This window comes from Luteibacter rhizovicinus DSM 16549, assembly GCF_001887595.1.
Taxonomy (GTDB): Bacteria; Pseudomonadota; Gammaproteobacteria; order Xanthomonadales; family Rhodanobacteraceae; genus Luteibacter; species Luteibacter rhizovicinus.
The window spans coordinates 309,505-331,989 of the sequence record NZ_CP017480.1 but is presented as its reverse complement, the minus strand read 5'-3'; the positions used below and the strand labels follow the sequence as shown (position 1 = coordinate 331,989).

General features: G+C 65.3%; 19 protein-coding genes. 9 read left to right on the top strand and 10 right to left on the bottom strand.

Annotation, left to right across the window (positions count from 1 at the left end):
- Positions 1-26 precede the first annotated feature (26 nt).
- Positions 27-1,562: a peptide MFS transporter gene (locus BJI69_RS01585; RefSeq protein WP_046969595.1), complete on the bottom strand. Its 1,536-nt coding sequence runs from the start codon at positions 1,560-1,562 to the stop codon at positions 27-29.
- A gap of 274 nt (positions 1,563-1,836) precedes the next feature.
- On the opposite strand from BJI69_RS01585, the gene BJI69_RS01580 reads away from it, so the two are divergent.
- The 5 genes from BJI69_RS01580 (at position 1,837) to BJI69_RS01560 (ending at position 4,965) form a co-directional block, all read left to right on the top strand.
- Positions 1,837-2,211 (top strand): diacylglycerol kinase, encoded by a 375-nt coding sequence (locus tag BJI69_RS01580; RefSeq protein ID WP_046969594.1) that lies wholly within the window; start codon positions 1,837-1,839, stop codon positions 2,209-2,211.
- 108 nt (positions 2,212-2,319) lie between these two features.
- The gene (locus BJI69_RS01575) at positions 2,320-2,955 is read left to right on the top strand and encodes a LemA family protein (RefSeq protein WP_046981540.1); all 636 of its coding nucleotides are present in this window, start codon (positions 2,320-2,322) and stop codon (positions 2,953-2,955) included.
- Positions 2,955-3,851: a TPM domain-containing protein gene (locus BJI69_RS01570; RefSeq protein WP_071924850.1), complete on the top strand. Its 897-nt coding sequence runs from the start codon at positions 2,955-2,957 to the stop codon at positions 3,849-3,851. The genes BJI69_RS01575 and BJI69_RS01570 overlap by 1 nt, the downstream gene beginning before the upstream one ends.
- A complete protein-coding gene (locus BJI69_RS01565) occupies positions 3,851-4,351 on the top strand; it encodes a TPM domain-containing protein (RefSeq protein ID WP_071924849.1) in 501 nt (166 codons plus the stop codon). Before BJI69_RS01570 ends, BJI69_RS01565 begins: the two co-directional genes overlap by 1 nt.
- A gap of 107 nt (positions 4,352-4,458) precedes the next feature.
- Positions 4,459-4,965, top strand: a complete 507-nt coding sequence (locus BJI69_RS01560) for an SgcJ/EcaC family oxidoreductase (RefSeq protein ID WP_053057426.1) — start codon at positions 4,459-4,461, stop codon at positions 4,963-4,965.
- A gap of 4 nt (positions 4,966-4,969) precedes the next feature.
- Here BJI69_RS01560 and BJI69_RS22470 read toward each other — a convergent pair whose 3' ends face one another.
- The 3 genes from BJI69_RS22470 to BJI69_RS01550 form a co-directional block, all read right to left on the bottom strand.
- Entirely contained in the window at positions 4,970-5,128 is a 159-nt protein-coding gene (locus BJI69_RS22470) for a hypothetical protein (protein ID WP_154670736.1), read from the bottom strand.
- A 122-nt stretch (positions 5,129-5,250) separates the two neighbouring features.
- The gene (locus BJI69_RS22990; RefSeq protein WP_071924848.1) at positions 5,251-8,172 is read right to left on the bottom strand and encodes a TonB-dependent receptor domain-containing protein; all 2,922 of its coding nucleotides are present in this window, start codon (positions 8,170-8,172) and stop codon (positions 5,251-5,253) included.
- A 124-nt stretch (positions 8,173-8,296) separates the two neighbouring features.
- On the bottom strand, positions 8,297-10,273 hold the full coding sequence (locus tag BJI69_RS01550; protein WP_046967263.1) for an alpha/beta hydrolase family protein: 1,977 nt from the start codon (positions 10,271-10,273) through the stop codon (positions 8,297-8,299).
- A gap of 156 nt (positions 10,274-10,429) precedes the next feature.
- Here BJI69_RS01550 and lgt point away from each other — a divergent pair, with 156 nt between their 5' ends.
- Both lgt and BJI69_RS01540 read left to right on the top strand, forming a co-directional pair.
- Positions 10,430-11,266, top strand: a complete 837-nt coding sequence (gene lgt / locus BJI69_RS01545) for a prolipoprotein diacylglyceryl transferase (protein WP_046967264.1) — start codon at positions 10,430-10,432, stop codon at positions 11,264-11,266.
- Positions 11,267-11,280: 14 nt separating this feature from the next.
- The gene (locus tag BJI69_RS01540) at positions 11,281-12,075 is read left to right on the top strand and encodes a thymidylate synthase (RefSeq protein ID WP_046967265.1); all 795 of its coding nucleotides are present in this window, start codon (positions 11,281-11,283) and stop codon (positions 12,073-12,075) included.
- A 50-nt stretch (positions 12,076-12,125) separates the two neighbouring features.
- On the opposite strand, the gene BJI69_RS01535 is transcribed toward BJI69_RS01540, so the two are convergent.
- Together BJI69_RS01535 and BJI69_RS01530 are read right to left on the bottom strand one after the other, a co-directional pair.
- Positions 12,126-13,361, bottom strand: coding sequence for an ABC transporter permease (locus tag BJI69_RS01535; protein ID WP_046981643.1), 1,236 nt, complete (start codon positions 13,359-13,361; stop codon positions 12,126-12,128).
- Positions 13,362-13,374: 13 nt separating this feature from the next.
- Positions 13,375-14,682, bottom strand: a complete 1,308-nt coding sequence (locus BJI69_RS01530; protein WP_046967267.1) for an ABC transporter permease — start codon at positions 14,680-14,682, stop codon at positions 13,375-13,377.
- Between the two features lie 247 nt (positions 14,683-14,929).
- Between BJI69_RS01530 and BJI69_RS01525 the strand changes: the two genes are divergently transcribed.
- On the top strand, positions 14,930-15,418 hold the full coding sequence (locus BJI69_RS01525) for a dihydrofolate reductase (RefSeq protein WP_046967268.1): 489 nt from the start codon (positions 14,930-14,932) through the stop codon (positions 15,416-15,418).
- Entirely contained in the window at positions 15,418-16,350 is a 933-nt protein-coding gene (locus BJI69_RS01520) for a Nudix family hydrolase (protein WP_046967269.1), read from the top strand. The genes BJI69_RS01525 and BJI69_RS01520 overlap by 1 nt, the downstream gene beginning before the upstream one ends.
- A 36-nt stretch (positions 16,351-16,386) precedes the next feature.
- Here the strand turns inward: BJI69_RS01520 and BJI69_RS01515 are convergent, their stop codons facing one another.
- From BJI69_RS01515 to uvrA, 4 genes are all read right to left on the bottom strand, one after another.
- Positions 16,387-17,142: an enoyl-CoA hydratase/isomerase family protein gene (locus tag BJI69_RS01515; RefSeq protein ID WP_046967270.1), complete on the bottom strand. Its 756-nt coding sequence runs from the start codon at positions 17,140-17,142 to the stop codon at positions 16,387-16,389.
- An 82-nt stretch (positions 17,143-17,224) separates the two neighbouring features.
- The gene (locus BJI69_RS01510) at positions 17,225-18,691 is read right to left on the bottom strand and encodes a DUF4139 domain-containing protein (RefSeq protein WP_046967271.1); all 1,467 of its coding nucleotides are present in this window, start codon (positions 18,689-18,691) and stop codon (positions 17,225-17,227) included.
- Between the two features lie 164 nt (positions 18,692-18,855).
- Positions 18,856-19,290 (bottom strand): acyl-CoA thioesterase, encoded by a 435-nt coding sequence (locus BJI69_RS01505; protein WP_046967272.1) that lies wholly within the window; start codon positions 19,288-19,290, stop codon positions 18,856-18,858.
- On the bottom strand, positions 19,287-22,322 hold the full coding sequence (uvrA, locus tag BJI69_RS01500; RefSeq protein WP_078022965.1) for an excinuclease ABC subunit UvrA: 3,036 nt from the start codon (positions 22,320-22,322) through the stop codon (positions 19,287-19,289). Before uvrA ends, BJI69_RS01505 begins: the two co-directional genes overlap by 4 nt.
- Between the last annotated feature and the right edge of the window lie 163 nt (positions 22,323-22,485).

Below are 22,485 nucleotides of genomic sequence, written 5' to 3'. Positions count from 1 at the left end.
CGCCGGGTGGGCGGCCCTTCGGCGCGTTACAGGTCTTCGTTGTGTACCGGCGGGAACGGCGGCACGTTGGCCAGCGCATGATTGAGCGAAAGCTTCTTCATGAGCGGCAGCATGCCCACCGCGATGCCCGTGCACAGGATGCCGACCATGCCGAGCTTGTTGAACAGGCTCGTGTAGATGGTCAGCGACTGCAGCGGATCGGTGATGTTGTCCGGGATCGCCGCGTAGTTGGCGACGACACTACCCATGTATTGGGCCACACCCGAGGCGACGTAGTAGGCACCCATCATGAAGCCGCCCATGCGCGCGGGGACGTAGCGGGCGATCATCGCGAGGCCGAGGCCGCTCACCAGCACTTCGCCCAGCGAGTAAAGGCCGTAACCCCAGACCATGTACCAGGACGAGATCTTGCCGGCGATCGCGGTGGTGGCGCCGAGGCCGTACATGAAGAAGCCGGCGGCGACGGCCGCGAAGCCCAGGGCGAACTTGGCGGCGACCGGGAAGTCCTTGCCGTGCTTGCCGAGCGTGTTGTACAGCCAGACCAGGATCGGCGAGAGGATCACGATCCAGATCGCGTTGAGCGACTGGAACTGCTCGGGAATCCACGTGAAGATATTCCAGCCGAACAGGTTGAACTGCAGGTCGACGTTGCGCTGGGCGAACAGGTTCAGCGAGGTCGACATCTGCTGGTAGAAGATGAAGAAGAAGATCGTCTGCACGGTCAGCACGAGTGCGGCGATCAGGCCGGCGCGCTCGCCTTGTGCGCTGGAGCGGATCAGGTGCACGAAGATACCGAGGATGACGACGCCGGCGATGTAGACGCAGGCCTGCGCAACGCCCTGGTTCTGCAGGATGTAGGCCGAGGCGGCGATGATCAGGATGCCCGCGCCGATGATGGCGAGGATGTTCTTCACCTTCGGCGGATGCTCGTCCGGCTCGGAACCGACGTGGGCGAGCGTGCGGCGCATGAAGAAGTAGTTGATCAGGCCGAGGATCAGGCCGATGGAGCAGACGCCGAAGGCGGTGTGCCAGCCGAGCGCGTCGCTGTAGTGGGTGCCGACGTAGTCGCGGATCCACGGGGTGAGCAGCATCGAGATGGTCGAGCCGACGTTCACCGCCATGTAGTAGATGGTGAACGCGCTGTCGATCTTGACCTCGTCGCCTTCGTAGATCTTGCGCACCAGGTTGCCGGCGTTCGGTTTGAACAGGCCGTTACCCAGGATGATCACGCCCAGCGCGATGTACAGGAAGTAGGTGCTGTTGGTCGGGATCCAGAGCAGCGCATAGCCGACCATGAGGACCACGGCGCCGGTAAGCATCGTGCGGCGCGTACCGAGGAATTTGTCGCCGATCCAGCCGCCGATGGCGGGTGTGGCGTAGATCAGGGCAGAGGCAGCGCCCCAGACCAGGTTGGCGTCGACGTCGGGAAAGCCGAGCTTCTTCACCATGTAGGTGACCATCAGCACCTGCATGCCGTAGAAGCCGAAGCGCTCCCACATCTCGATGAGGAAGACCGTGCTGAAAGACTTGGTCTGTGAAACGGGCGGGTTCTGGATTGCCATGTATTTTCCGGAAGCATTGGAAACAGCGAGCCGGGTTGTGGAACCCTGGCTCCCGTCGCCGTGACCTGAACGAAGTCACAACCGTTCAAGCGTAATACAAATGGTCCACCGGGTTGTGCTGCAGCGCCAGAGGGGCGCGGCGATACGCCACGGAGCGGGGTTTCGGCGGCTTCGTAGGCGGGCTATGGCATCATAGGGGGCCTACCGTCACGCCAGCGCCCGAGCCATGGTCCTGAACCCCGTCCTTTTGTCCACTTCGGCGACCTGACCGCCCATGGCTTCCACGATTCCGCGCGGGCCGCGGCAGGTGTTCTCGGCGTTCCAGTGGTCCATGAAGGGCCTGAAAGCCTGCTACCAGCACGAGGCCTCGTTCCGGCTTGAGGTTTATCTTGCCGTGATTCTCGTGCCCCTCGGCTTCTGGCTGGGTCAGGGCGGTGTCGAAAAGATCGTGCTCGTCACCTTCCCGATCCTCGTCCTCGCCGCCGAACTGCTCAACTCGGCCATCGAAGCCGTCGTCGATCTGGTCAGCCCCGAATTCCATGAGCTGGCCGGACGGGCCAAGGATATGGGCTCCGCAGCGGTCTTTTTCCTCCTGTTGATGGTCGGCGTCAGCTGGGCCCTGATCCTGATTCCCCACTACAGCCACTGACGCGGCTCCATGTAGGAGCCGATTCATCGGCGATGCTTTCCCTGCAAATTCCTGCGAACTCCCCGGGTTTGGGTTAACTTGTGCCCCGCACCCCAAGGAATCGCCGCCATGAAGACACTCGTCCGTGCTTTTGCCCTCGTCCTGCTCGCCGGCTTCCTGTCCGGCTGCGGCTACAACGCCATCCAGCGCGAAGACGAATCGGTCAAGGCCGCCTGGTCCGATGTACTGAACCAGTACCAGCGCCGCGCCGACCTGGTTCCTAACCTCGTCAACACGGTGAAGGGATACGCCCAGCACGAAGAGCGCGTGCTGACCGAAGTCACCAACGCCCGTGCGAAGGTCGGCCAGACCCAGATCACCCCGGAGCTCGCCAACGACCCCGAGGCCCTGGCGAAATTCCAGGCCGCCCAGGGCCAGCTGTCCGGCGCGCTGTCGCGACTGATGGTGGTCAGCGAGAACTATCCCCAGCTCAAGGCGGACGGCTCGTTCCGTGACCTGCAGGCCCAGCTGGAAGGCACCGAGAACCGGATCACCGTGGCGCGTACCCGCTACGTGGCGGCCATCCAGTCCTACAACACGCTGATCCGCTCCTTCCCGAACAACCTGACCGCCAAGGTCATGGGCTACAAGGTGAAGCCGAACTTCAGCGTCGAGAACGAGAAGGCCATCTCCACCGCGCCGACCGTGGACTTCGGTTCCACCCCGGCCCAGGCCCCCGCACCGGCTCCCGCGGCCAGCCGCTGATGTGGCGGTTCGCGGCGCGGCTGTGGCTCGCCGTCGCCCTGTTGGTGCCGTCCATGGCGGCGCTGGCAGACGGCGACGCCGCCGTGCCGACGCTACAGCGACACGTCACCGACCTCACGGGCACGCTCAGCGCCGATCAGGTCAGCCAGCTGGATACGCGGCTGGCCGATCTGGAAAAGCGCAAGGGCGCGCAGGTCGTCGTGTTGATGGTGCCGACGACCCAGCCGGACGATCTGGAGGGTTACTCGCTCAAGGTCGCCGAGGCCAACAAGATCGGTCGCAAGGGGCCCGACGACGGCGTCCTCCTGCTGGTGGCCAAGAACGATCGCCGGGTGCGCATCGAAACCGGCTACGGCCTCGAAGGCGCGCTGCCCGACGCCATCGCCTCGCGCATCATCCGCGAGTACATGGCGCCCAAGCTGCGCACGAACGACTACTACGGCGGCATCAGCGACGCGCTGACCGCGATCACCCAGATCGTCGACGGCGAGGCGTTGCCGCCGCCGGTCAGTCCCGACGAAAGCCATGAGCGCAAGCGTGGTGGCGGCAATCTGTTCCTGCCCCTCCTCTTCGGCGTGATCTTTCTTCGCGGCATCCTGGGCCGTGCGCCGTTGTGGGCGCGCATGCCGATCGGCGGAGCCGTGACCGGCGGCCTGGCCTGGCTGATCATGAGCTCGATCTTCGGCGGGGTGGTCGGTCTCGTCGCCGGCGCCTTGTTCATGGCCATTCCGGGCGGTGCCGGCCGCTCCATCGGCGGTGGCGGCTGGGGTGGTTTCGGTGGCTGGGGCGGTGGTGGCGGTTTCGGAGGCGGCGGCTTCGGCGGTGGTGGTGGAGGCGGCGGCTTCAGCGGAGGCGGCGGCAGCTTCGGTGGTGGCGGCGCGTCGGGGAGCTATTGATGGACATGCAACGGATCGTCGCCAACCTGTTCGGTGCCTGGTTCCAGATGGGGCGTCAGTTCGGGTCGGACACCCTCGATGCCATTGCGGGCACGGTATCCGCGGGCGAAGCCACGCACCGCGGCGAATTGCGTGTTGCCATCGAATCGCGCTTGCCGTTCTCTGCCGTCGCGTCCGGCGTCACGGCCCGCGACCGCGCGGCAATGCTGTTCGCTCATCTGCGCGTATGGGACACCGACGACAACTGTGGTGTCTTGCTGTACGTCCTGCTCGCCGAGCATCGCATCGAAATCATCGCGGACCGCGGCATCGCGCGGGCCGTCACGCAGCCGGAATGGGACGCCATCACCGTCCATATGCGCGACGCGTTCGCCGAGGGCCGTTTTCGCGAAGGCGTGCAGATCGGCGTCGCCGACGCCGGTGCATTGCTGGCCCGACATTTCCCGGCCGACGGTCGTTCGCGGGAAAACGAGCTGCCCGACCGGCCACTGGTGCTGTAACCCTGGCGTTACGCACTGGGGGCGCGGGAGGCATACGCCCTTCGGGGAATGGTCTGGAGACTCTTCCCGTAGCACGCTTGACGAGTCATCCCCGTCCGGTGCGACGCATGAAGACCTTCCTGCTCCTGCTCATCCTGTTGCTCGGACCGTCGCTGGCCCAGGCCCAGTCCGGCAACGACGAAGCCGCTCTCACGGCACTACCCCAGGCTTTCATCGATGCGTGGAATCGGCACGACGGTCATGGCCTGACCGTCCTCACCGAACGCGAGGTGGACTTCGTCACGGTCGACGGCAAGTGGATGCGGGGGCAGAAGGATTTCGAGACGTATCACACGCGCATTCTCGGTACGCGCTTCCGCGACTCGGTCAACCGCGTCATCGGTACCAACGTGCGTTTTCTGGGGCCGGATCTTGCCTCCGTGCATTACACCTGGCAGATCACCGGCGCCACCGACGACGCGGGCCGGGCGATCCCACCCCGTTCCGGCATCATGATGTTTCTCGCGCGCAAGCAGCACGGCCAGTGGCTGATCGCGGTGGGGCAGAACACGAATGGCGCGCCTGTTCGTAGCGAAGGGGCGGATATTGTTTCGCCGTTGGCGCTGGTGCCTTAGCGCATCAGCTCGCGTCAGATGCTTGAATTTCTGCAAGCATCTTTTCGTTAGCGATCATGGCTTCCGATCGCGTCTTGTAAATGCCGGCTTCCGGCTCGGCAAACCCGAGATCGGCAAATACGTTTCCGCCGGACGGAATCAGCGTGGTGTTATCGCAGGTCATTCGTTCGAGTTCCGGTCGACCGATGTGGTGCGCGGAAGATTAGCGCATGGCCTCACTCGCAGCTTTGAAAAGGCGAGGGTTCGCCGCTGAAGCGGCTCCCACAGTGGCCTCGCAAGGTCGGCTCAGAACTTCTGCTGGTAGCCGACGTAGAAATAGCGATCGATGTCGAACGCGGGGTTGTACGGCGGGCTGCCGCCGCCGGCGCTGGATACGTTGTAGTACAGCGGTCCCTTGCGTGCGAACACGTTATTGATGCCGACACGGAAGTTGCCGTTCCAGGGTGCCTGCCAGCGCAGCTGCGCATCGTGGAAGGCGACCGAGCCCTTGCGGCTCACGCCGGTGACGCCGGTGATCGCGTTGAGCTCATTCGGACGATTGCACTCGACCGTGGACGACCAGCACGAATCTTTCAGGCCGTCGAAGTAGCGCACGGTCCACGTCGCACCGAAGCGCCGCCACGACCAGTCGAGGGAGAGGTTCGAACGGACGCGATATAGTCCCTGCACGCCGTTCATGTAGCCGGCTAGCTGGCGTGGCGGTGAACCGGGGCTGCTCGATTGCGTGTAGTCCTTCAGATAGGTGCTATCCGAAAGCAGGGTGAACTCGCCATAGCGTGTTTCCGGGAAACGGTAGTGCGCGCCGAGATCGTAGCCTTCGGTACGCAACGTGCCGAGGTTGGCCAGGCTTTCGTCCAGCGAGGTGATATGCCCGTCGGCCGCACGCGTAAAGCGTCCGCAATACGTCGGATCGTTCCGTACGTAGCAGAAGTTGAGAATGTCACCGGCGAGGATCGGCGTGATGACGTCGCGGATGTCGACCTTGTAGTAGTCGAGCGTGATGTCGAGGCCATCGAGATAGCCGGGGCTGTAAACCAGGCCGGCGGTGCGCGTGATCGACGATTCCGGTTTGAGCGCGGGATTGGCACCCGTGCGGAATGCCACGGGATTCTGGCCGCCGGTGGCGGAGTTGACCTGCGCCCCCGACTGGTCGATCTGACGGTAGTTCGCCGGCACGCCTGCCGCGCCGCAACGGCCACGCACACCGGCGTCGGACGCCGCCGCACCGTAGACGCTGTCGCAGGGGTCGAGGAAGCTCTCGAAACTTTCGCTCGAGCCTGCGTAGAGATCGGCGACCGTCGGTGCGCGGAAGCCTTCGGCGTAGGTGCCGCGCAACAGGAGATCGTCGAACGGTTTCCAGCGGAAACTGTACTTGTTGTTGGTCCGGCCGCCGAAGGCCGAGTAGTGGGAATAGCGCGATGACGCGTTCACCGCCAGTTCCCGCGCGAAGGGCAAGTCGGCCAGCAGCGGCACGTCGAGTTCGAGGTAGGCCTCGTTGACGATGTAGCCGCCGTTGGTCGGATTGCTGGCCAGCTGGGTGGTCAGGCCGGCGGAGTCGGCGGGGTCGGGCACGTAGCGTCCGTTCTCGGTACGATGCTCGAGGCCACCGGCCACGCGAACCGTGCCGGCAGGCAGGTCGAACACGCCGCCGGTCAGGTTGGCGACGATGTCGTTGGTCCTCGTCACCTGGCGGGCGGTGGTCGTGGATTGCACGTAGTTCCACACGGCCTCCGGCGTACCGCCGGGGCCGGCAAGGATGTTCCACGGCACGCAGCCGGCCGCGCGATCCGCGGCATTGGCGCAGACGACGTTACCGTTGACGACCGAGGTCGGTCCCAGCGCTTTGGCGGCGTTGACCAGATTTATGTTGCCGCTGTCGGTGCGGCTGTCGCGTGCCTCGGAATACCCGTAGGTAACGTCCCAGTTCCAGGTGCGGTCGCCCCAGAGGAAACTGCCTTCGGCGCCGGCATCGGCGTGGAAGGCCTTGCTCTTCGCCCAGCTGATCCGCGGCAGTTCCGTGGTGCGGCGGAAGAAGTCGGTGTCGTAGCCTGGAAACGGGTTGTATGCGTTGCCCGCATCGATCGCCAGGTCGCTGGTGCGTCCCGAGCCGCTCTCCAGAGGATAGCCCGCCGCCTGGCTGCGCGTGTCGCGCACGCCGTAGTTGGCCATGCCACGCAGGGCGATGTCGTCGGTAATGTTGTAACGACCCGTCGCGAACAGATTGCGCAGCTTGCTGCTCGCCCGGAAGGTCATGTCCTGCGGCGTCGAATACTTGTCGGCGTTGCTGTTGACGTCGTAAGGGTGGTAGTTGGCGAGGTCCGCGGTGTTACCGACCACGCCACCCGGATGGTTGACGACGTAACGGTTGGGCGCCCACGAGCCGTCCGCGGCGTACGCGCCTGCACCGGCCGTGCCTGCTGCGCGGGGATCGACCACACCGCCGAAAGGGCCCATGCCGAAACCATCGTCCGGATGACGCGGACCGTAGGCCGTGCGAGTCAGTGAGCGCTTGCTGTCGTCCAGTTCGTCGCCGTCTTCGTAACTGGCGCCGAGAATGATCGAGGCGCGCTCGGTGCTCTTGCCCCAGGTGAACGTGCCGTTCTTCTGGGTGCCGTCGCCTTTGCCGTTGACGCCGTAGAGCACGTCGGCGGACGCGCCTTCGAAGCGATCCGTCGTGACGATGTTGACGACACCGCCGATGGCATCGGAGCCGTAGATCGACGAGGCGCCATCCTTGAGGACTTCGATGCGCTCGACGATCGCCACGGGAATGGTGGAGAGATCGGTCAGGCCGTTCAGGCTGGTGGTCCAGCGCCGGCCGTTGACCAGGATGAGGGTGCGCACCGCGCCAAGATTGCGCAGGTTGGCGTAGCGGCCACCGGCGTCGGTGCTGGACGAGAGCGTGTCCTGCGGGGTGACTTCGGGCGTCGCCGCGGAGGGAATGCGGGCGATCACGTCCGCCAGGCTGGTCAGGCCCGTATCGCGAATGGCCTGGCGATCCATGGTGAAGACGGGCTGCGCGGTTTCGACATCGGTGCCGCGGATGCGCGAACCGGTCACGCTGACGTTCACCGGCGCGAGCATCTCCGCCGACGGAGGGGTTTCCTGCGCGGAGGCGCCGACATAAGGCACGCAGGCTCCGAGCGCTACGGCAAGCGCTACGCGTCGCCCTGCGACGAGGCGCTTGTGCCCGGAACTGACGTACATACCCTGAAGCCTCCCAAGCCCCGCCATACCCCACCCGGGCTCGACGATCACACGAAGATAACGCGTGCGGCGTGACGGGGGCAACCGGCGGAAGTCATGGACGACCGCCGGTTGGGGCTCCGGCTCAGTTCGACGCGGTGCTGGCCTCGCCGCCGCCGATGTTCTTGTCGAGGAACGCCTGCAGCTTGTTATAGAACTCCTCGACGTTCTCCGGCTTGACGAAACCGTGCTTTTCGCCGGACTTGGTCAGGACGTCGTAGGGCTTGTGGGCCGCATCCATCGCCGCGCGCATGGCCTTGAACTGGGCAAACGGGGCGCGTTCGTCGTCTTCACCGTGGACCAGCAGCACGGGCACGGTGATCTTGTCGGCCAGGTGCACGGGCGAGTTCGCGGCCAGGTCGGCCTCGTCGCGGCCGATCACCGAGGTGAGGTAGCTGCGGCCGGACTTCGTCGTCTTGATGTCGCCCTTGTTGTACATCATGTCCAGGTCGTAGATGCCCGCGTAGCCGACCGCGCACTTGAACAGACCCGGGTCACGGATGGTGGTCATCATCGCGGAGTAGCCGCCGAAGCTGGCCCCGTACACGCAGATGCGCTTGGGGTCGGCATAGTTTTCGGCGATCGCCCATTTCACGCCGTCGATCAGGTCCTGCTGGATGCGGGTGCCCCACTTGAGATAGCCCTGTTCCTCGAATCCATTGCCACGGCCACCGGAACCGCGGTAGTTGACCTGCAGCACCAGGTAACCACGGTTGGCCAGGAACTGGGCGTCGTCATCGTAGAACCAGTCGTCCTTGATGCCGATCGGGCCGCCATGGGGGACGAGCACCATCGGCAGGTTGCCTTCGGACTTGCCCTTGGGAAAGGTCAGGATGGCCTCGAGTTCCGTACCGTCGCTGGCCTTGAAACGCAGCGGACGGCGCTCGGCCATCTTTGCCGGGTCGATCCAGGGGGCCACGGCGAACAGGCTGCTCACCTTGTACGTCTTGGTGTCGATCAGCATGTAGCGTCCCGGATCGCGGTCGCTGGCCAGGCCGAACATCAGCTGGCTGCCGTCCTCGCTGAAGTCGATGAAGTTGACGAAGTTCCCCGGGAATTTCAGCGACAGTGCCATGTGCAACTTGGCGATCGATTCCTTCGGGTCGACGTAGGTGACCTTGGGGACGCCGCTGGTGGCATACGTGCCGAAGGGACGCAGGGGCACCGGTGTCCACAAGCCGGCAGACGTGACGGTACTGAAATCGTCCTTGCTGATCACGCGGCGGTTGCCGCCATCCTCGTCCTGCTCGACAAACTCGCCACCCATGCCGCCGGGGCTGTAGCGGGCATATATGCGGTTGCTTCCCGCGACGGAGGCGACAGGCACGAACCGCTGCAGTTCGCCGTTCTCGGGCACCTTGACCCAGCCGCTGCCTTCGCGGTGGAACACCACGTACTTGAAGTTGTCGTCCGTGCCGTAGGAGAACTTGGCCACGCCCTCGGGCGAGACCATGAAGCTCATGTCGCCGATGCCGATGTTGGCCATCTCCTTACGTGTGCTGGTGGTCGCGTCGACGTCGAAGAGAGTGCTTCGATTCTTGTCCGACCATGACGTGGCGCGCATGTAGAAGTGGCCGTTGCTCTGCACGGGCGTGCCTTCGATCTCGCCCCAGCCGGAGTCGGTCTGGCGGGTGCCCGAGCGCTTGCCGACGGCCTCGTAGCCGTAAAGGTAGTCGGGATTCTTGCCATTGATGTCGATCGCCATGATCTCGCCGGTGTACGACGTGTTGCCGATCGAGCCGTCCTGCTTGCCGCGCGCGACGACCAGGCGTGTGGCGCTCGCCCAGACGATGTTCGCCGGCAATTCGTACGGAGGCATGCGGATCAGGCTCCCCGGCTTGGTCGGGTCATCGACCGAATAGATCGCGATCGAATGCGTCTTGCCGTCCGGGTCGTTGTAGACCACGGAGAAGTGTTTGCCGTCGGGCGAGAGGCGCGGCATGGTCAAGGGCAGTCGACGGGCGAAATCGGCCGTCGGGATCAGATCGGCGGCCGCGACGCCGGTGGCGCACGCGGCGAGACACAGCACGGCCAGTAGCGGCCGCACGAAGCGGTACTTCATGTTCGACTCCCCTTGCTTTGGTGTACTTCCCTTACACGCTGCCCTCCCCGGACAGCGCCCCTGGCGGATATAGCCGATTCCGAGGCCGCCGACAAGGCGGCCCCCTCGGCCGGAGGGGGCGCTACACTTGCCGCCTGCGTTCTATCTGGGCCTTCCATGGCAACTCCGTTCGTCGTCAATATCGATCCCGTCGCGCTGTCCCTCGGACCTCTTCAGGTCCATTGGTACGGGCTCATGTACCTCGGCGGCTTCCTCGGCGGATGGGCGCTCGGCGAGTATCGCCGCCGGCAGGGGCGTTTGCCTGTCAGCGCAGACCGCTTCGGCGACCTCATGTTCTATTGCATGATGGGCGTGGTGCTGGGCGGCCGGGTCGGCTACATGCTGTTCTACACGGCCATTTCCTGGATATGGACCGACCCCCTCGCCATCTTCCGCATCTGGGACGGCGGCATGTCCTTCCACGGTGGCCTGCTCGGCGTGGTCGTGGCCGGTATCTGGTGGTCGCGGCGCAACCACGTCAAGTTCTTCGACACCATCGATTTCGTCGCCCCGCTGGTGCCCCTGGGCCTCGGCCTGGGCCGCCTGGGCAACTTCATCAATGGCGAGTTGTGGGGCAAGCCCACCGACCTGGCCATCGGCATGATCTTCCCGCATGCGCCCGATGCCTTGCCGCGCCATCCCAATCCGCTCTACGAGTTCGCGCTCGAGGGCGTGGTGATGTTCACCGTGCTCTGGCTGTTTACGCTGAAGCCGCGCCGGCGCTACGCCGTGTCGGGCCTGTTCGCCCTGATGTACGGCAGCTTCCGCTTCATCATCGAATTCGTCCGCGTACCCGATGCCCAGCTGGGGTATCTGGCCTTTGGCTGGGTCACCATGGGGCAGATCCTCTCGTTGCCGCTGATCGCGCTCGGCATCCTCTGGCTGGTGATGTCGCGCCGTGCACCGTACGCGCCTGTCGCTCCCGTCGCGGCCACCGCCGCGACCGCGACCTGATATCGTCCCGAGCCATGCAGCCCTATCTCGAACTCCTGCGCCATGTGCGCGACCACGGCACCGAGAAATCGGACCGTACCGGCACGGGTACGCGCAGCGTCTTCGGCTGGCAGATGCGCTACGACCTGGCCAAGGGTTTTCCGCTGGTCACGACCAAGAAGCTGCACCTGCGGTCGATCGTCCATGAGCTGATCTGGTTTCTCCAGGGCGACACGAATGTCGCCTACCTGAAGGAGAACGGAGTCAGCATCTGGGACGAATGGGCCGACGCCAACGGTGACCTCGGCCCGGTCTACGGACGCCAGTGGCGTGCGTGGCCGACAGCGGACGGCAAGGTAGTCGACCAGATCGCCTGGGTGGTGGACGAGATCAAGCGCAATCCGGATTCGCGTCGGCTTATCGTTTCCGCATGGAACGTGGGCGAACTGCCGAAGATGGCATTGATGCCGTGCCACACGATGTTCCAGTTCTATGTGGCCAGCGGCAAGCTGTCCTGCCAGCTGTACCAGCGCTCGGGCGACATCTTCCTCGGGATACCGTTCAACATCGCCAGCTATGCCTTGCTCACGCACATGATCGCCCAGGTGACCGGGCTGGAAGTGGGCGACTTCGTGCACACGCTGGGCGATGCGCACCTGTATTCGAACCACATCGAGCAGGCCGACAAGCAGCTGTTGCGTGAGCCGCGTCCGCTGCCGCGCCTGTCGCTCAACCCGGAGGTGACGTCGATCTTCGATTTCCGCTTCGAGGATGTCGCCATCGTGGATTACGACCCGTATCCGGCGATCAAGGCACCTGTGGCGGTCTGAAGTCCGCTGCCTGCCCCGGAGGGACGATGTCCCCTGGGTTGGGTCGGCGCTCAGATCGTCCGCGTCGCCTCGACCGGCGGCACGCGTGACGCCCGCCGTGCCGGCGACAGCACGGCCAGCTGCCCGAGCAGCAGCAGGATCACCGCCCCCGCGCCGACATAGAGCAGCGAAAGCCGTGACGTCTCGAAGGCGCGCATCATCCAGGCGTTGAGACCGAAGGCCAGGACGACACCGGCGAGTGCGCCCGCCATGCTGATGAGTCCGTTCTCGGTGAGGAAGTACACGAGAATGTCGCGACGCGTGGCGCCCAGCGCACGACGAATGCCGATCTGCCGACGACGTTGACCCACCCAGAAGCTGGTCAGTCCCACGATCCCGGCGGCGGTGACCACGAGCAGGGTGACGCAGATGCCGGCGAGCATCCAGGCCAGGCCGCGATCGCTGCGGTAGGCGATCTGACGTACCTGACTGAAGGGCATGACGCCGTGTGGCTGGGGAATGACGCGACGCGCGCTGAGCGCCTTGAGGGCCTCCGGCACGGAGCGCAGGAGCGCGTTGAGCTGCCCCGGCTGCGCACGAACGACAAAGAACGCGCCGCTGCCAGTGAGATGCATCGGTACGAAGATCGAATCCTCCCAGTAGATGTCGTCGCCGCTATCGGTTTGCGGGGTTTGCACGTGCTCGACGATTCCGATGATCGTGCTCGGACGGGAATCGCTGTTGCCGATGTAGAACGCCTTGCCCAGCGCGTGGCCTTCGGGGAAGGCTCGCTTGGCCAGCGCACGCGTAATGATGATGGACGGTGCGTCGGGGCTGCCGTTGGGCACAAGGGTGCCGATTTCGTCGGAGCGGAAATTCCGCCCTTCGGCGATCTTTACACCTAGGGTGTTCAGTGCATGGTCGTCGACGAAGTAGATCGACGCACCTTCGCTGACGAAGTGCTTGCTCGTCGGATCCAGTCGCACGCCGCTTTGCCAGGCGCCGCCGATGAGCGGGTACGCGTTGGTGGCGTAGGCATCCGCTACGCCGGGCAAGGCGCGCAGCATGGCCACGTCGGCTGCCTGTCGCGCAGGCAGTTCCGCCGCCGGTGCGACCCACTTGTTGTTGACGACCATCAGCTCGCTTTCGGCGATGCCGGTGTCGCGTGACAGGCGCTGTAGCCGTTGCTCGATGACGAAGATCGCGTTGCAGATGACGGCAAGGGTCAAGGCCACCTGCAAGGCGATGAGGATGGCGCCGGCCTTGTGATAGCGCAGCGCGGCGAGGATAGGGCGGAAAGGCGGCATATCGGACTCCGGATCAGCTGGCTTTGAGTTGCCATGCCGGCTGCACTCGTGAGGCGCGCCAGGTGGGATAGAAGGCGGCGACCAGGGTGCTCGCCAGGGCAACCAGGATCGTCAGGCCGAGCAGGGGCAGGCTCATGTGCACCAGGTCGGCGATGGCGGGATCGAAGACGGCGCCGATGCACAGGGTTCCCAGCGCGGTGAAGATGACACCGAGCGCGCCGCCGGCCAGTCCTACCGAAGCGGCCTCGAGCAGGAACTGCGTATAGATGGCGCCGCGCGATGCGCCCAAGGCACGACGTATGCCGATTTCCGGGGCGCGGCGCATGAATTTCGCCAGGAGCAGGCCGATGACGTTGACCAGGCAGATGACGAGGAAGGCCGCGGATACCAGCAGGCCCATGCGCGCTTCGGCGGGGACGACGTGGCGAACCTCGAGCCATTCCATGACGTCGCGCAGCCGCACGTTCGGTGGCCAGGAGAAGCGGCCGCTGCGTGTCTGCTCGGCGGAGTAGTCGTGCAGGAACTGACGGTAGGCCGTGGCGCTGGCCGCATCGGGCAGCTCCGCCCAGAAGGTGACGAACAGGCACTCGGAATGGACGAAGTTATCCCAGCCCGGCTTGGAAGGGCGGTTGCACACATTGCCACCGGCCGGTTCGAGACCGTCGGCGATCGCGCGTGCGAACGGCATGTAGATCTCGCCGAGATCGCCGAACCCGTGCTTCGAATCCAGGTCGAAGAAGCGCGGCCGCGCATCCCAGTAGTCGGTGACGCCGACGACGCGGAAGGAGTGGCCGTCGAGATCGATGTCGCGACCGACGCTGTCGACCCCGCCGAACACGCGATCGTTGAGGCTCTTGGCGATAACGACGACGCGGGCCTGCCCGGCGTCGTCGGCGGCCGACCAGGGGCCACCGTAGATAAACGGCACGTCGAACATGGGAAACATGTCGGCCTGGACGGCATAGCCGCGTGCCGGCGACGCCATCGTGTTCGGCTGATCGGGGACGACGGAGACCCCGATGGGATACAGCGGGGTCTGGCGTTTTGCCCGATGCGCGGCGGCCAGCGCTGTCGCATCACGCCAGGTCAACCAGTTCAGCGGTTCGCCATTGTCGGTGGAGTCGGGACCGTAGTTGTCGATCTGCGCTATGAACAGTTGCGAGGATTTTTCAGGTATGGGGTTGCCCGATGTTGCGCGGAATACCGCATAGCTCGTCATCGAGGCGGCGACGCCCACCCCGATCACCAGCACCATCAACAGCGTGAGCACTGGGTTGCGCCTGAGGCTACGAAGCCCGAGTTGCACGTAGTAACCGAACATCGTTGGCGATCCCTGTGGTGTGTCCTTCAGGGCAGGGTAGCAAGGGCTGTGCCATGGCTTCGGCCGCGCCATAGGGCGAAGCCCGCCCCCAGGCGCCTGTCCGCGGACAGATGGACGGCGGACAGGCGGACGTGGACCGCCCGGGGAAGCGCCGGCGTTAGTTTCTTCATCACACGCGGAGGACTACTATGCGGTCCGCAAGGGCCGCCGTATGCGCCCGTTCTACCTCTCATCCGAAGGAAGCTACATGTCCGTTCACCTGGTTGCCGCGCTCGACGAGAATTTTGCCATCGGCAAGCAGGGAGGCCTGCCCTGGCACCTCCCCGAAGACCTGCGTCACTTCAAGCGCCTGACCACGGACAAATCCGTACTGATGGGGCGCAAGACGGCCGAGTCGATCGGCAAGGCGCTCCCGGACCGGGTGAACTATGTGCTTTCGCGCAAGGGCGAGGCCCCGTTCCCGGGCCAGATCACCGTGCGTTCGGTGGCCGAGGCACAGGCGAGCTGTGGCCACACGGGCCTGATGGTCATCGGCGGCGGTGAGGTATTCCGCGAGGCGTTGCCGTACGCGCGTACGCTGTACCTGACCTGGGTCTATGCCGCGGTCGACGGTGCCGACGTGTTTTTCCCGGGCATCGATTTCAAGGAATGGGCCGAGGTCTCGCGCGTGCATCACAAAGCCGACAAGGATCACGCCCACGCGTTCGACATGGTCGAATACGTCCGGAACGTCTGATGCATGTCGTTGCCGGCGTCCTCGTCGACGGCGCCGGACGGATCCTCATCGCGCAGCGGCCGCCAGGCAAGCACCTGGCGGGCATGTGGGAGTTCCCCGGCGGCAAGCTCGAACCCGGTGAAACGCCGCCGATGGCGCTGGAGCGCGAGTTGGATGAGGAGCTGGGGATCGCAGTCGATCCGCTCTCATTCGAGGCACTCGTGCGCATTCCGTGGACCTACGGCGACCGCGCGATGCTGCTGGAAGCGATCCTGGTCCGCGCTTGGACCGGCGAGGCGAAAGCGCTGGATGCGGCTGAGATTCGCTGGGCCGATCCCCGCGATATCGACCCCGCCTTGCTCGCCCCGGCCGATCGCCCGATCCTTGCCGCCACCCGACTGCCATCGCATTACCCGATCACGCCGCCCGACGTGTCCGTCGACGATGCCCTGGCCTTGCTGGCAAGCGCGCTGGCGCGCGGCGAGCGGCTGCTCCAGCTGCGCTTGCCCGGCTTGCCGACGGAAGCGGTCCACGGCATGGTCGCGCAGGTGCTGCCGGAGCTGCGTGCGCTCGGCGCCACCTTGCTGCTGAATCGCGATATCGAAGGCGCACGTGCTTTTGGCGAGGGCGTCGGCGTGCATCTGGCGGCGTCGCAGCTTCATCAGCTCGACGCCAGGCCGTTGCCGCTGTCGCAGGTCGTCGCCGCGTCATGTCATAACGCGGACGAACTGGCGCGGGCCGCGGCACTGGGTTGCGATTTCGCGACCTTGTCGCCCGTGCAGGTCACCGCCAGCCACCCCGGCGCGGAGCCGCTCGGCTGGCCGCGTTTCGCGCGGCTCGCCGAGGCGGCGTCCTTACCGGTGTATGCCTTGGGTGGGCTAGGGCCGGATGATGGGATGGAGGCGCGGCTGCATGCCGCGCAGGGCGTGGCAGGTATTCGCGGCTTTCTGTAGGACCCGATTTATCGGCGATGGATCGCAAGGCGATCCTTACCTGGACTTCAGCCGCGCAACCAGCGCCCTCAACACACCCTGCGTTTCATCCGCGAAGAAATCATCGATGAACCCCGGGTCGAGCAGGTCGGTCGTATCGCCCCAGACGGCGACCAGATCGGCGCGCGCGATCGCTCGCGTGCGCAGCATCGCCTTCGGCGGCAGCTTCAGGATATCGGTCATCCAGATCACGGCGCGCTGCACGACCTGTTCGACGGTCGCCAGTTCGTCGACCAGGCCAATGGCGTGGGCCTGCTCGGCGTCGACCATGGCGCCCGCCACGAGAAGGCGTTCCGCGCGGTAATTGCCGACGATGCGGCGCATGGCGAACTGGATCGGCTCCGGCACCGACAGGCCGACCTGTACCTCGTTGAGGCCGATTTTGTAAGGGCCGTGCGCCATGATCCGGTAGTCGCAGAACAGCGACACAACGGCGCCGCCGGCGGGGCTGTGACCGGTAACAGCGGCGACCGTGGGGACGCTCGACGCGGCGATCGCACCGCAGAGGGCAAAGAACTCGTTCCAGAATTCCTGCACGCCGGCACGATCGCGCTGGATCAGCGCCGGTACGTCCACACCCGCCGAAAACATGCCCTGGGCACCGGAAAGAACGATGCCGCGTGCGCCGTTGGACGGCGCTTCGACGATCGCTTCGCGTAGCGCGCGCACGAGGTGGATGTCGAACGCGTTGACCGGCGCGCGTGCCATGCGGATTTCATGGATGCCGCCGTCGTGCGGAAGGATGTCGAGCATGGGCGCGTGTCCGTCGGTGATGTGGGGCGATTATGACCGCGCAGCGCGGCAAGGGCATGCCGCACTGCGGTCCGGCTCGACTTTACTGGTGTGGCAGGTCCGCGTCTGCCCACGTATAGCGCAGGGCGTAATCGAGATGGACCGAGCCGTTGGCCGGTACCTCCACCTGGAACTCGAGCAGATCGGGCGTCGACTTCGTGGGCTTCACCGACGAGGACGTGACCGTCCAGGCGCGCCAGCGGCTCGGATGCTCACGTACCGTGATCGTGCGCTTCGTATCGCCTGCATTGCTCAGGGTCAGGCGGGTACCTTCGTCCATGCGATGCGAGGCCGCGTCCGCGCTGAACGAGGTCTGCTCGCGCGTCGCGGTGAGGTCGAAGGCGTTGCCGAGGGCAATCGTCGCGTCCTTGTTCTTCGGGGTGTCGTCGAGACGGCCCTCGCCGAGTAGTTCCGCGTTGCCGTCACGATCGGTGGTGAGGACGCGCACATAGCCCGAAGGCAGCGCATCGAAGGCCTTGAAGCGCAGGTTCGAGACGATCTGGGTCGACGGCGGCATGCCGATGTCGCGCTGCAGGCTCGGCGCGTTACCGTAGTAACGCATATTGGTGTCGTAGAGGGCTTCGCGCTCGCAATCGAGCGTGCGGCTCTCGTAGAGCGGCGTCTGCGTCACGCTGCCATCGGGCAGGTCCACCGCGGCGGGCAGGGTGTACGTACGTAGGTCACCCAGGGTGGCCTGGCGCGGCTCCATGGAAGCGGCGTCCATCGCCATCGCCGCCGGCGCGGCGCGGGCCATGAAGACCTTGGGCTGCGGTGGCGTCTTGGCGCGCTGCGCGTCGCCGGCGACCAGCTTCAGGGAGACATCCTTCCAGTCCCGGCCGCTTCGGTTGGCGATGCTGGCGGAGGCGTCGAAGCTCATTTTGCACGTAGCTCCCGGCGCAATGGTCGCCACGTAGGCGCCGCGCCAGCCGAGACCGGAGGTCGGGTAGTCGAGCTGGGCGGTCGTGCTCCCTGCGCTGCCGCCGGCGACCCGCACCTGCAGCGTGGAACCGCGGGCAAAGTCGGTGGCGTCGGCGGCGCGAAGCGCGGCGTAGTTCTTGATCAGGCTCGCCTGGCCACTGGCTTCGCGAATCACCAGGGTGTCGCCACCACGGACCAGGGTGCCGCTGGCGATCGGCTGGCCGGTGCTACCGATGGCGGTCACGTTATGACCGACCAATCCGGCGACGGCGCCGTCGAAGCCCTGGCCGAGCAGGAGGCGCTGGGAGACGACGCGCGTGCCCTGGCCGGGGAAGCGCAGCGACAGCGCTTCGCTGTCCAGGGCAGAGGGAAGGCCGTCGATCGAGAGGTCCTGTGCACCGCCCTTCAGATCGAAGTGGCGACGTTCGTGGACCACCGCGTATCCGTCGCCCGACACCGCCTCGCCGTTGGTGGCGAAAAGCTGATCGCTTTCGGCGCGGTAGAGGGTGAGCGCGGTGCGCTCGTCGGTGGCGGCGAAGGCTGGCAGCGCAATGGCACCGGCGATCGCGAGAACGAGTAAACGACGCGACATAGGTCTCTCTCCGTGTTGATCCTGCGGGATCATACCGGGGAGACGTGAACGGTGTAGGAGCCGATTTATCGGCGATCCCGCGCCAGCGGGCAGGTTATCGCGAGCACCCAATCGCCGATGCATTCGGCTCCTACAACAACGGCCTGGGGGCCATAAGAAAAAGCTCAGTCGTTCTGTGCGTCGGCGACCGCGTCGCGAATGACCTGCGGCAGGGGCACGGGCCGGCCGGTCTTCGTATTGATCCAGACCATGGTGACGCTGCCATCGGCGTGGATCTTCGTCGCGTCGTTGGAATCCACGATGCGGTGACCGACGGTCATCGAACTGTTACCCATGCGGTTGGCGAAGAGCTCGATCTGGATGTCGGCCGGCCACTCGATCGGCAGGCGGTAGTTGATCTCGCTGTGCGCCATCACCGGCGCGCCTTCGTCGCTGTACCAGTCGCCGGGCAGGGCCTGCAGCCACTTCAGGCGTGCTTCCTGCAGGTAGACCAGGTAGTTGGCGTTGTTGACGTGGTTATAGGCATCCATGTCCTGCCAACGGACGTCCATCGGCGTGATGAACAGCGGGAGGGGCTTGTTCGAAGCGTCGGTGCTCATGCGGTTCGTTTCTTCTTCGCGGCCGAAGCCGTCTTCGCGGTGGATTTGACGGGCGCGGCCTTGCTTGCCGGTGCCGCGGTTTTGGCAGGCGTTTTCGGGGTCGCCGGTTTGGCCGAGACCGGTTTGACGGCGGCCTGCCTGGCAACGGGCTTCGTCACGGCGGCCTTCGCTGCCGTTTTGGTCACGCCCTTCGCCGCAGGCGTGGCGACCGGCGTCAGGTGTGACTTCAGGAAGCGGCCGGTGTGCGATTCCTTCGTTGCAGCCACCGTTTCCGGCGTGCCGCTGACCAGGATGCGTCCACCACCGGAACCACCCTCGGGGCCGAGATCGATCAGCCAGTCGGCGGTCTTGATGACGTCGAGGTTGTGCTCGATGACGACCACGGTATTGCCGTGCTCGACCAGCTTGTGCAGTACGTCGAGCAGCTGCTCGATGTCGTGGAAATGCAGGCCCGTCGTCGGCTCGTCGAGAATGTAGAGCGTGCTGCCCGTGTCGCGCTTGGACAGCTCCTTCGACAGCTTCACGCGTTGCGCTTCACCACCGGACAAGGTGGTCGCGCTCTGGCCGAGCTTGATGTAATCCAGGCCCACGGCGCGAAGCGTTTCCAGCTTGCGCGCGATGACCGGCACTGGCTCGAACAGCTTGAACGCATCTTCCACCGTCATGTCGAGCACGTCGGCGATGGTGTGACCCTTGTAGAGGACTTCGAGCGTCTCGCGGTTGTAGCGCTTGCCGTGGCAGACATCGCAAGGGACATACACGTCCGGCAGGAAGTGCATCTCCACCTTGATCATGCCGTCGCCTTCGCAGGCCTCGCAGCGGCCACCGCGTACGTTGAAGCTGAAGCGGCCGGCGGAGTAACCGCGCTGGCGCGACTCCGGCACCTGCGCGTACAGCTCGCGCAGCGGCGTGAACAGGCCCGTGTAAGTGGCCGGGTTCGAGCGCGGCGTGCGGCCGATCGGCGACTGGTCGATGTCGACCACCTTGTCGAACAGCTCGAGGCCCTCGATCGACTCGTACGGCGCCGGCTGCTCGCCCGCGCCGTTGAGTTCCATCGCGGCAAGGCGATAGAAGGTGTCGTTGATCAGGGTGGATTTACCGGAGCCGGACACGCCGGTGACGCAGGTAAAGGTGCCGACCGGAATGCGAACGTCGACATCCTTGAGGTTGTTGCCCGTGGCGCCCTTGAGTTCGATCCACTTGTCGTCGCGCGGCTGGCGGCGCTTTTTCGGCACGCGGATACCGCGCTCGCCGGTCAGGTACTTCGCGGTCACCGAACGCGGTGACGCGAGGATGTCTTCGAGCGAACCTTCGCCCACGATCTCGCCGCCATGCACGCCGGCACCGGGGCCGATGTCGAGGATGTGGTCCGCCGCGCGGATCGCATCTTCGTCATGCTCGACCACGATCACCGTATTGCCGAGGTCGCGCAGACGGGTGAGGGTGCCGAGCAGGCGTTCGTTGTCGCGCTGGTGCAGTCCGATCGAGGGCTCGTCCAGCACGTACATCACGCCCACGAGGCCGGCGCCGATCTGGCTGGCCAGGCGGATGCGCTGGGCTTCACCGCCGGACAGGGAGTCTGCCTGGCGATCGAGCGTGAGGTAGTTGAGGCCGACATCGTTGAGGAAGGTCAGGCGCTCGCGGATTTCCTTGACGATCTTGACGGCGATCTCGCCGCGCCAACCGGGTAGCTTCAGGTTTTCGAAGAAGCCGAGCGCGTTGTCGATCGCGAGCGAGGTCAGCTCGGGAATCGCGCGGTCGGCGACGAAAACGTTGCGCGCCGACGGGTTCAGGCGCTGGCCGCCGCAATCCGGGCAGGGGTGGTCCGCGATGTAGCGCGAGAGTTCTTCGCGAACGGCGGCGGACTCGGTCTCACGGTAGCGGCGCTCGAGGTTGGGCAGGATGCCCTCGAACTTATGCTCGCGGGTAACCTTGCCGCCCCGATCGGTGATGTAGCGGAACGGGATGACGTCCTTGCCCGAACCGTTGAGGACGGCGTTCTGCATCGGTTTGGCCAGCTCGCGCCACGGGGTTTCCGGGTCGAAGCCGTAGTACTTGGCCAGCGAGATGATCAGCTGGAAATAATGCGCATTGCGACGGTCCCAACCACGAATGGCGCCGCCGGCAAGGCTGAGCTCGGGATGGCCGACCACGCGCGAGGGATCGAAGACCTGGGTCACGCCCAGGCCGTCGCAGGTCGGGCAGGCGCCGACCGGGGAATTGAACGAGAACAGGCGCGGCTCGAGTTCCGGCAGCGAGTAGTCGCACATCGGGCAGGAGAAACGCGAGGAGAACAGTTGCTCCGGCGCCTTCGCATCGTCCATGTCGACCAGGGTGACGATGCCTTCGCCAAGCCGCAGGGCGGTCTCGAAAGATTCGGCCAGGCGCTGCTTGATGTCGTCACGTGGACGGAAGCGGTCGATCACGGCTTCGATCGTGTGCTTCTGGCGCAGGGTCAACGGCGGCACGGCGTCGAGATCGTAGACCTCACCGTCCACGCGGGCGCGGACGAAGCCCTGGGCGCGCAGTTGGTCGAAGACCTGCACGTGTTCGCCCTTGCGCTCGCGGATCACCGGCGCGAGAAGCATCCAGCGCTTGTCGGCGTCGAGCGCCATCGCGCTGTCGACCATCTGGCTGACGGTCTGTGCCTCGAGCGCGATGCCGTGGGTCGGGCACCGCGGTGTACCGACTCGCGCGTAGAGCAGGCGCAGGTAGTCGTACACCTCGGTGATCGTGCCGACGGTGGAGCGAGGGTTGTGGGAAGTCGACTTCTGCTCGATCGAGATGGCCGGCGAGAGGCCTTCGATCGTGTCCACGTCCGGCTTTTCCATGATCGAGAGGAATTGCCGCGCGTAGGCGGACAATGACTCGACATAGCGACGCTGGCCTTCGGCATAGATCGTGTCGAAAGCCAGCGAGGATTTACCGGATCCGGACAGCCCCGTGATCACGATCAGGCGATCGCGGGGCAGGTCGAGGTCGATATTCTTGAGATTGTGCGTGCGGGCGCCGCGGATGCGAATGCTGTCCATGTGCCGACAATGTGGGGGAAGCCCCCGACTATACCAAGGGTTTTCCGCCTTCATTCCCCATCGACTTGTGACGGTTCAGCACAGGTGATTTGCGGGATCGGTAGCCGGCCGTCAAGGCGTACCCGGCCGCCCCGGACGCGGCTACCATGGCCGCTACCCCGGG

What these genes read in the sequence shown, in the direction of transcription:
- BJI69_RS01585 (WP_046969595.1), bottom strand. Translation starts at nt 1,562, where the DNA reads ATGGCAATCCAGAACCCGCCCGTTTCACAGACCAAGTCTTTCAGCACG.
- BJI69_RS01580 (WP_046969594.1), top strand. Translation starts at nt 1,837, where the DNA reads ATGGCTTCCACGATTCCGCGCGGGCCGCGGCAGGTGTTCTCGGCGTTC.
- BJI69_RS01575 (WP_046981540.1), top strand. Translation starts at nt 2,320, where the DNA reads ATGAAGACACTCGTCCGTGCTTTTGCCCTCGTCCTGCTCGCCGGCTTC.
- BJI69_RS01570 (WP_071924850.1), top strand. Translation starts at nt 2,955, where the DNA reads ATGTGGCGGTTCGCGGCGCGGCTGTGGCTCGCCGTCGCCCTGTTGGTG.
- BJI69_RS01565 (WP_071924849.1), top strand. Translation starts at nt 3,851, where the DNA reads ATGGACATGCAACGGATCGTCGCCAACCTGTTCGGTGCCTGGTTCCAG.
- BJI69_RS01560 (WP_053057426.1), top strand. Translation starts at nt 4,459, where the DNA reads ATGAAGACCTTCCTGCTCCTGCTCATCCTGTTGCTCGGACCGTCGCTG.
- BJI69_RS22470 (WP_154670736.1), bottom strand. Translation starts at nt 5,128, where the DNA reads ATGACCTGCGATAACACCACGCTGATTCCGTCCGGCGGAAACGTATTT.
- BJI69_RS22990 (WP_071924848.1), bottom strand. Translation starts at nt 8,172, where the DNA reads ATGTACGTCAGTTCCGGGCACAAGCGCCTCGTCGCAGGGCGACGCGTA.
- BJI69_RS01550 (WP_046967263.1), bottom strand. Translation starts at nt 10,273, where the DNA reads ATGAAGTACCGCTTCGTGCGGCCGCTACTGGCCGTGCTGTGTCTCGCC.
- lgt (WP_046967264.1), top strand. Translation starts at nt 10,430, where the DNA reads ATGGCAACTCCGTTCGTCGTCAATATCGATCCCGTCGCGCTGTCCCTC.
- BJI69_RS01540 (WP_046967265.1), top strand. Translation starts at nt 11,281, where the DNA reads ATGCAGCCCTATCTCGAACTCCTGCGCCATGTGCGCGACCACGGCACC.
- BJI69_RS01535 (WP_046981643.1), bottom strand. Translation starts at nt 13,361, where the DNA reads ATGCCGCCTTTCCGCCCTATCCTCGCCGCGCTGCGCTATCACAAGGCC.
- BJI69_RS01530 (WP_046967267.1), bottom strand. Translation starts at nt 14,682, where the DNA reads ATGTTCGGTTACTACGTGCAACTCGGGCTTCGTAGCCTCAGGCGCAAC.
- BJI69_RS01525 (WP_046967268.1), top strand. Translation starts at nt 14,930, where the DNA reads ATGTCCGTTCACCTGGTTGCCGCGCTCGACGAGAATTTTGCCATCGGC.
- BJI69_RS01520 (WP_046967269.1), top strand. Translation starts at nt 15,418, where the DNA reads ATGCATGTCGTTGCCGGCGTCCTCGTCGACGGCGCCGGACGGATCCTC.
- BJI69_RS01515 (WP_046967270.1), bottom strand. Translation starts at nt 17,142, where the DNA reads ATGCTCGACATCCTTCCGCACGACGGCGGCATCCATGAAATCCGCATG.
- BJI69_RS01510 (WP_046967271.1), bottom strand. Translation starts at nt 18,691, where the DNA reads ATGTCGCGTCGTTTACTCGTTCTCGCGATCGCCGGTGCCATTGCGCTG.
- BJI69_RS01505 (WP_046967272.1), bottom strand. Translation starts at nt 19,290, where the DNA reads ATGAGCACCGACGCTTCGAACAAGCCCCTCCCGCTGTTCATCACGCCG.
- uvrA (WP_078022965.1), bottom strand. Translation starts at nt 22,322, where the DNA reads ATGGACAGCATTCGCATCCGCGGCGCCCGCACGCACAATCTCAAGAAT.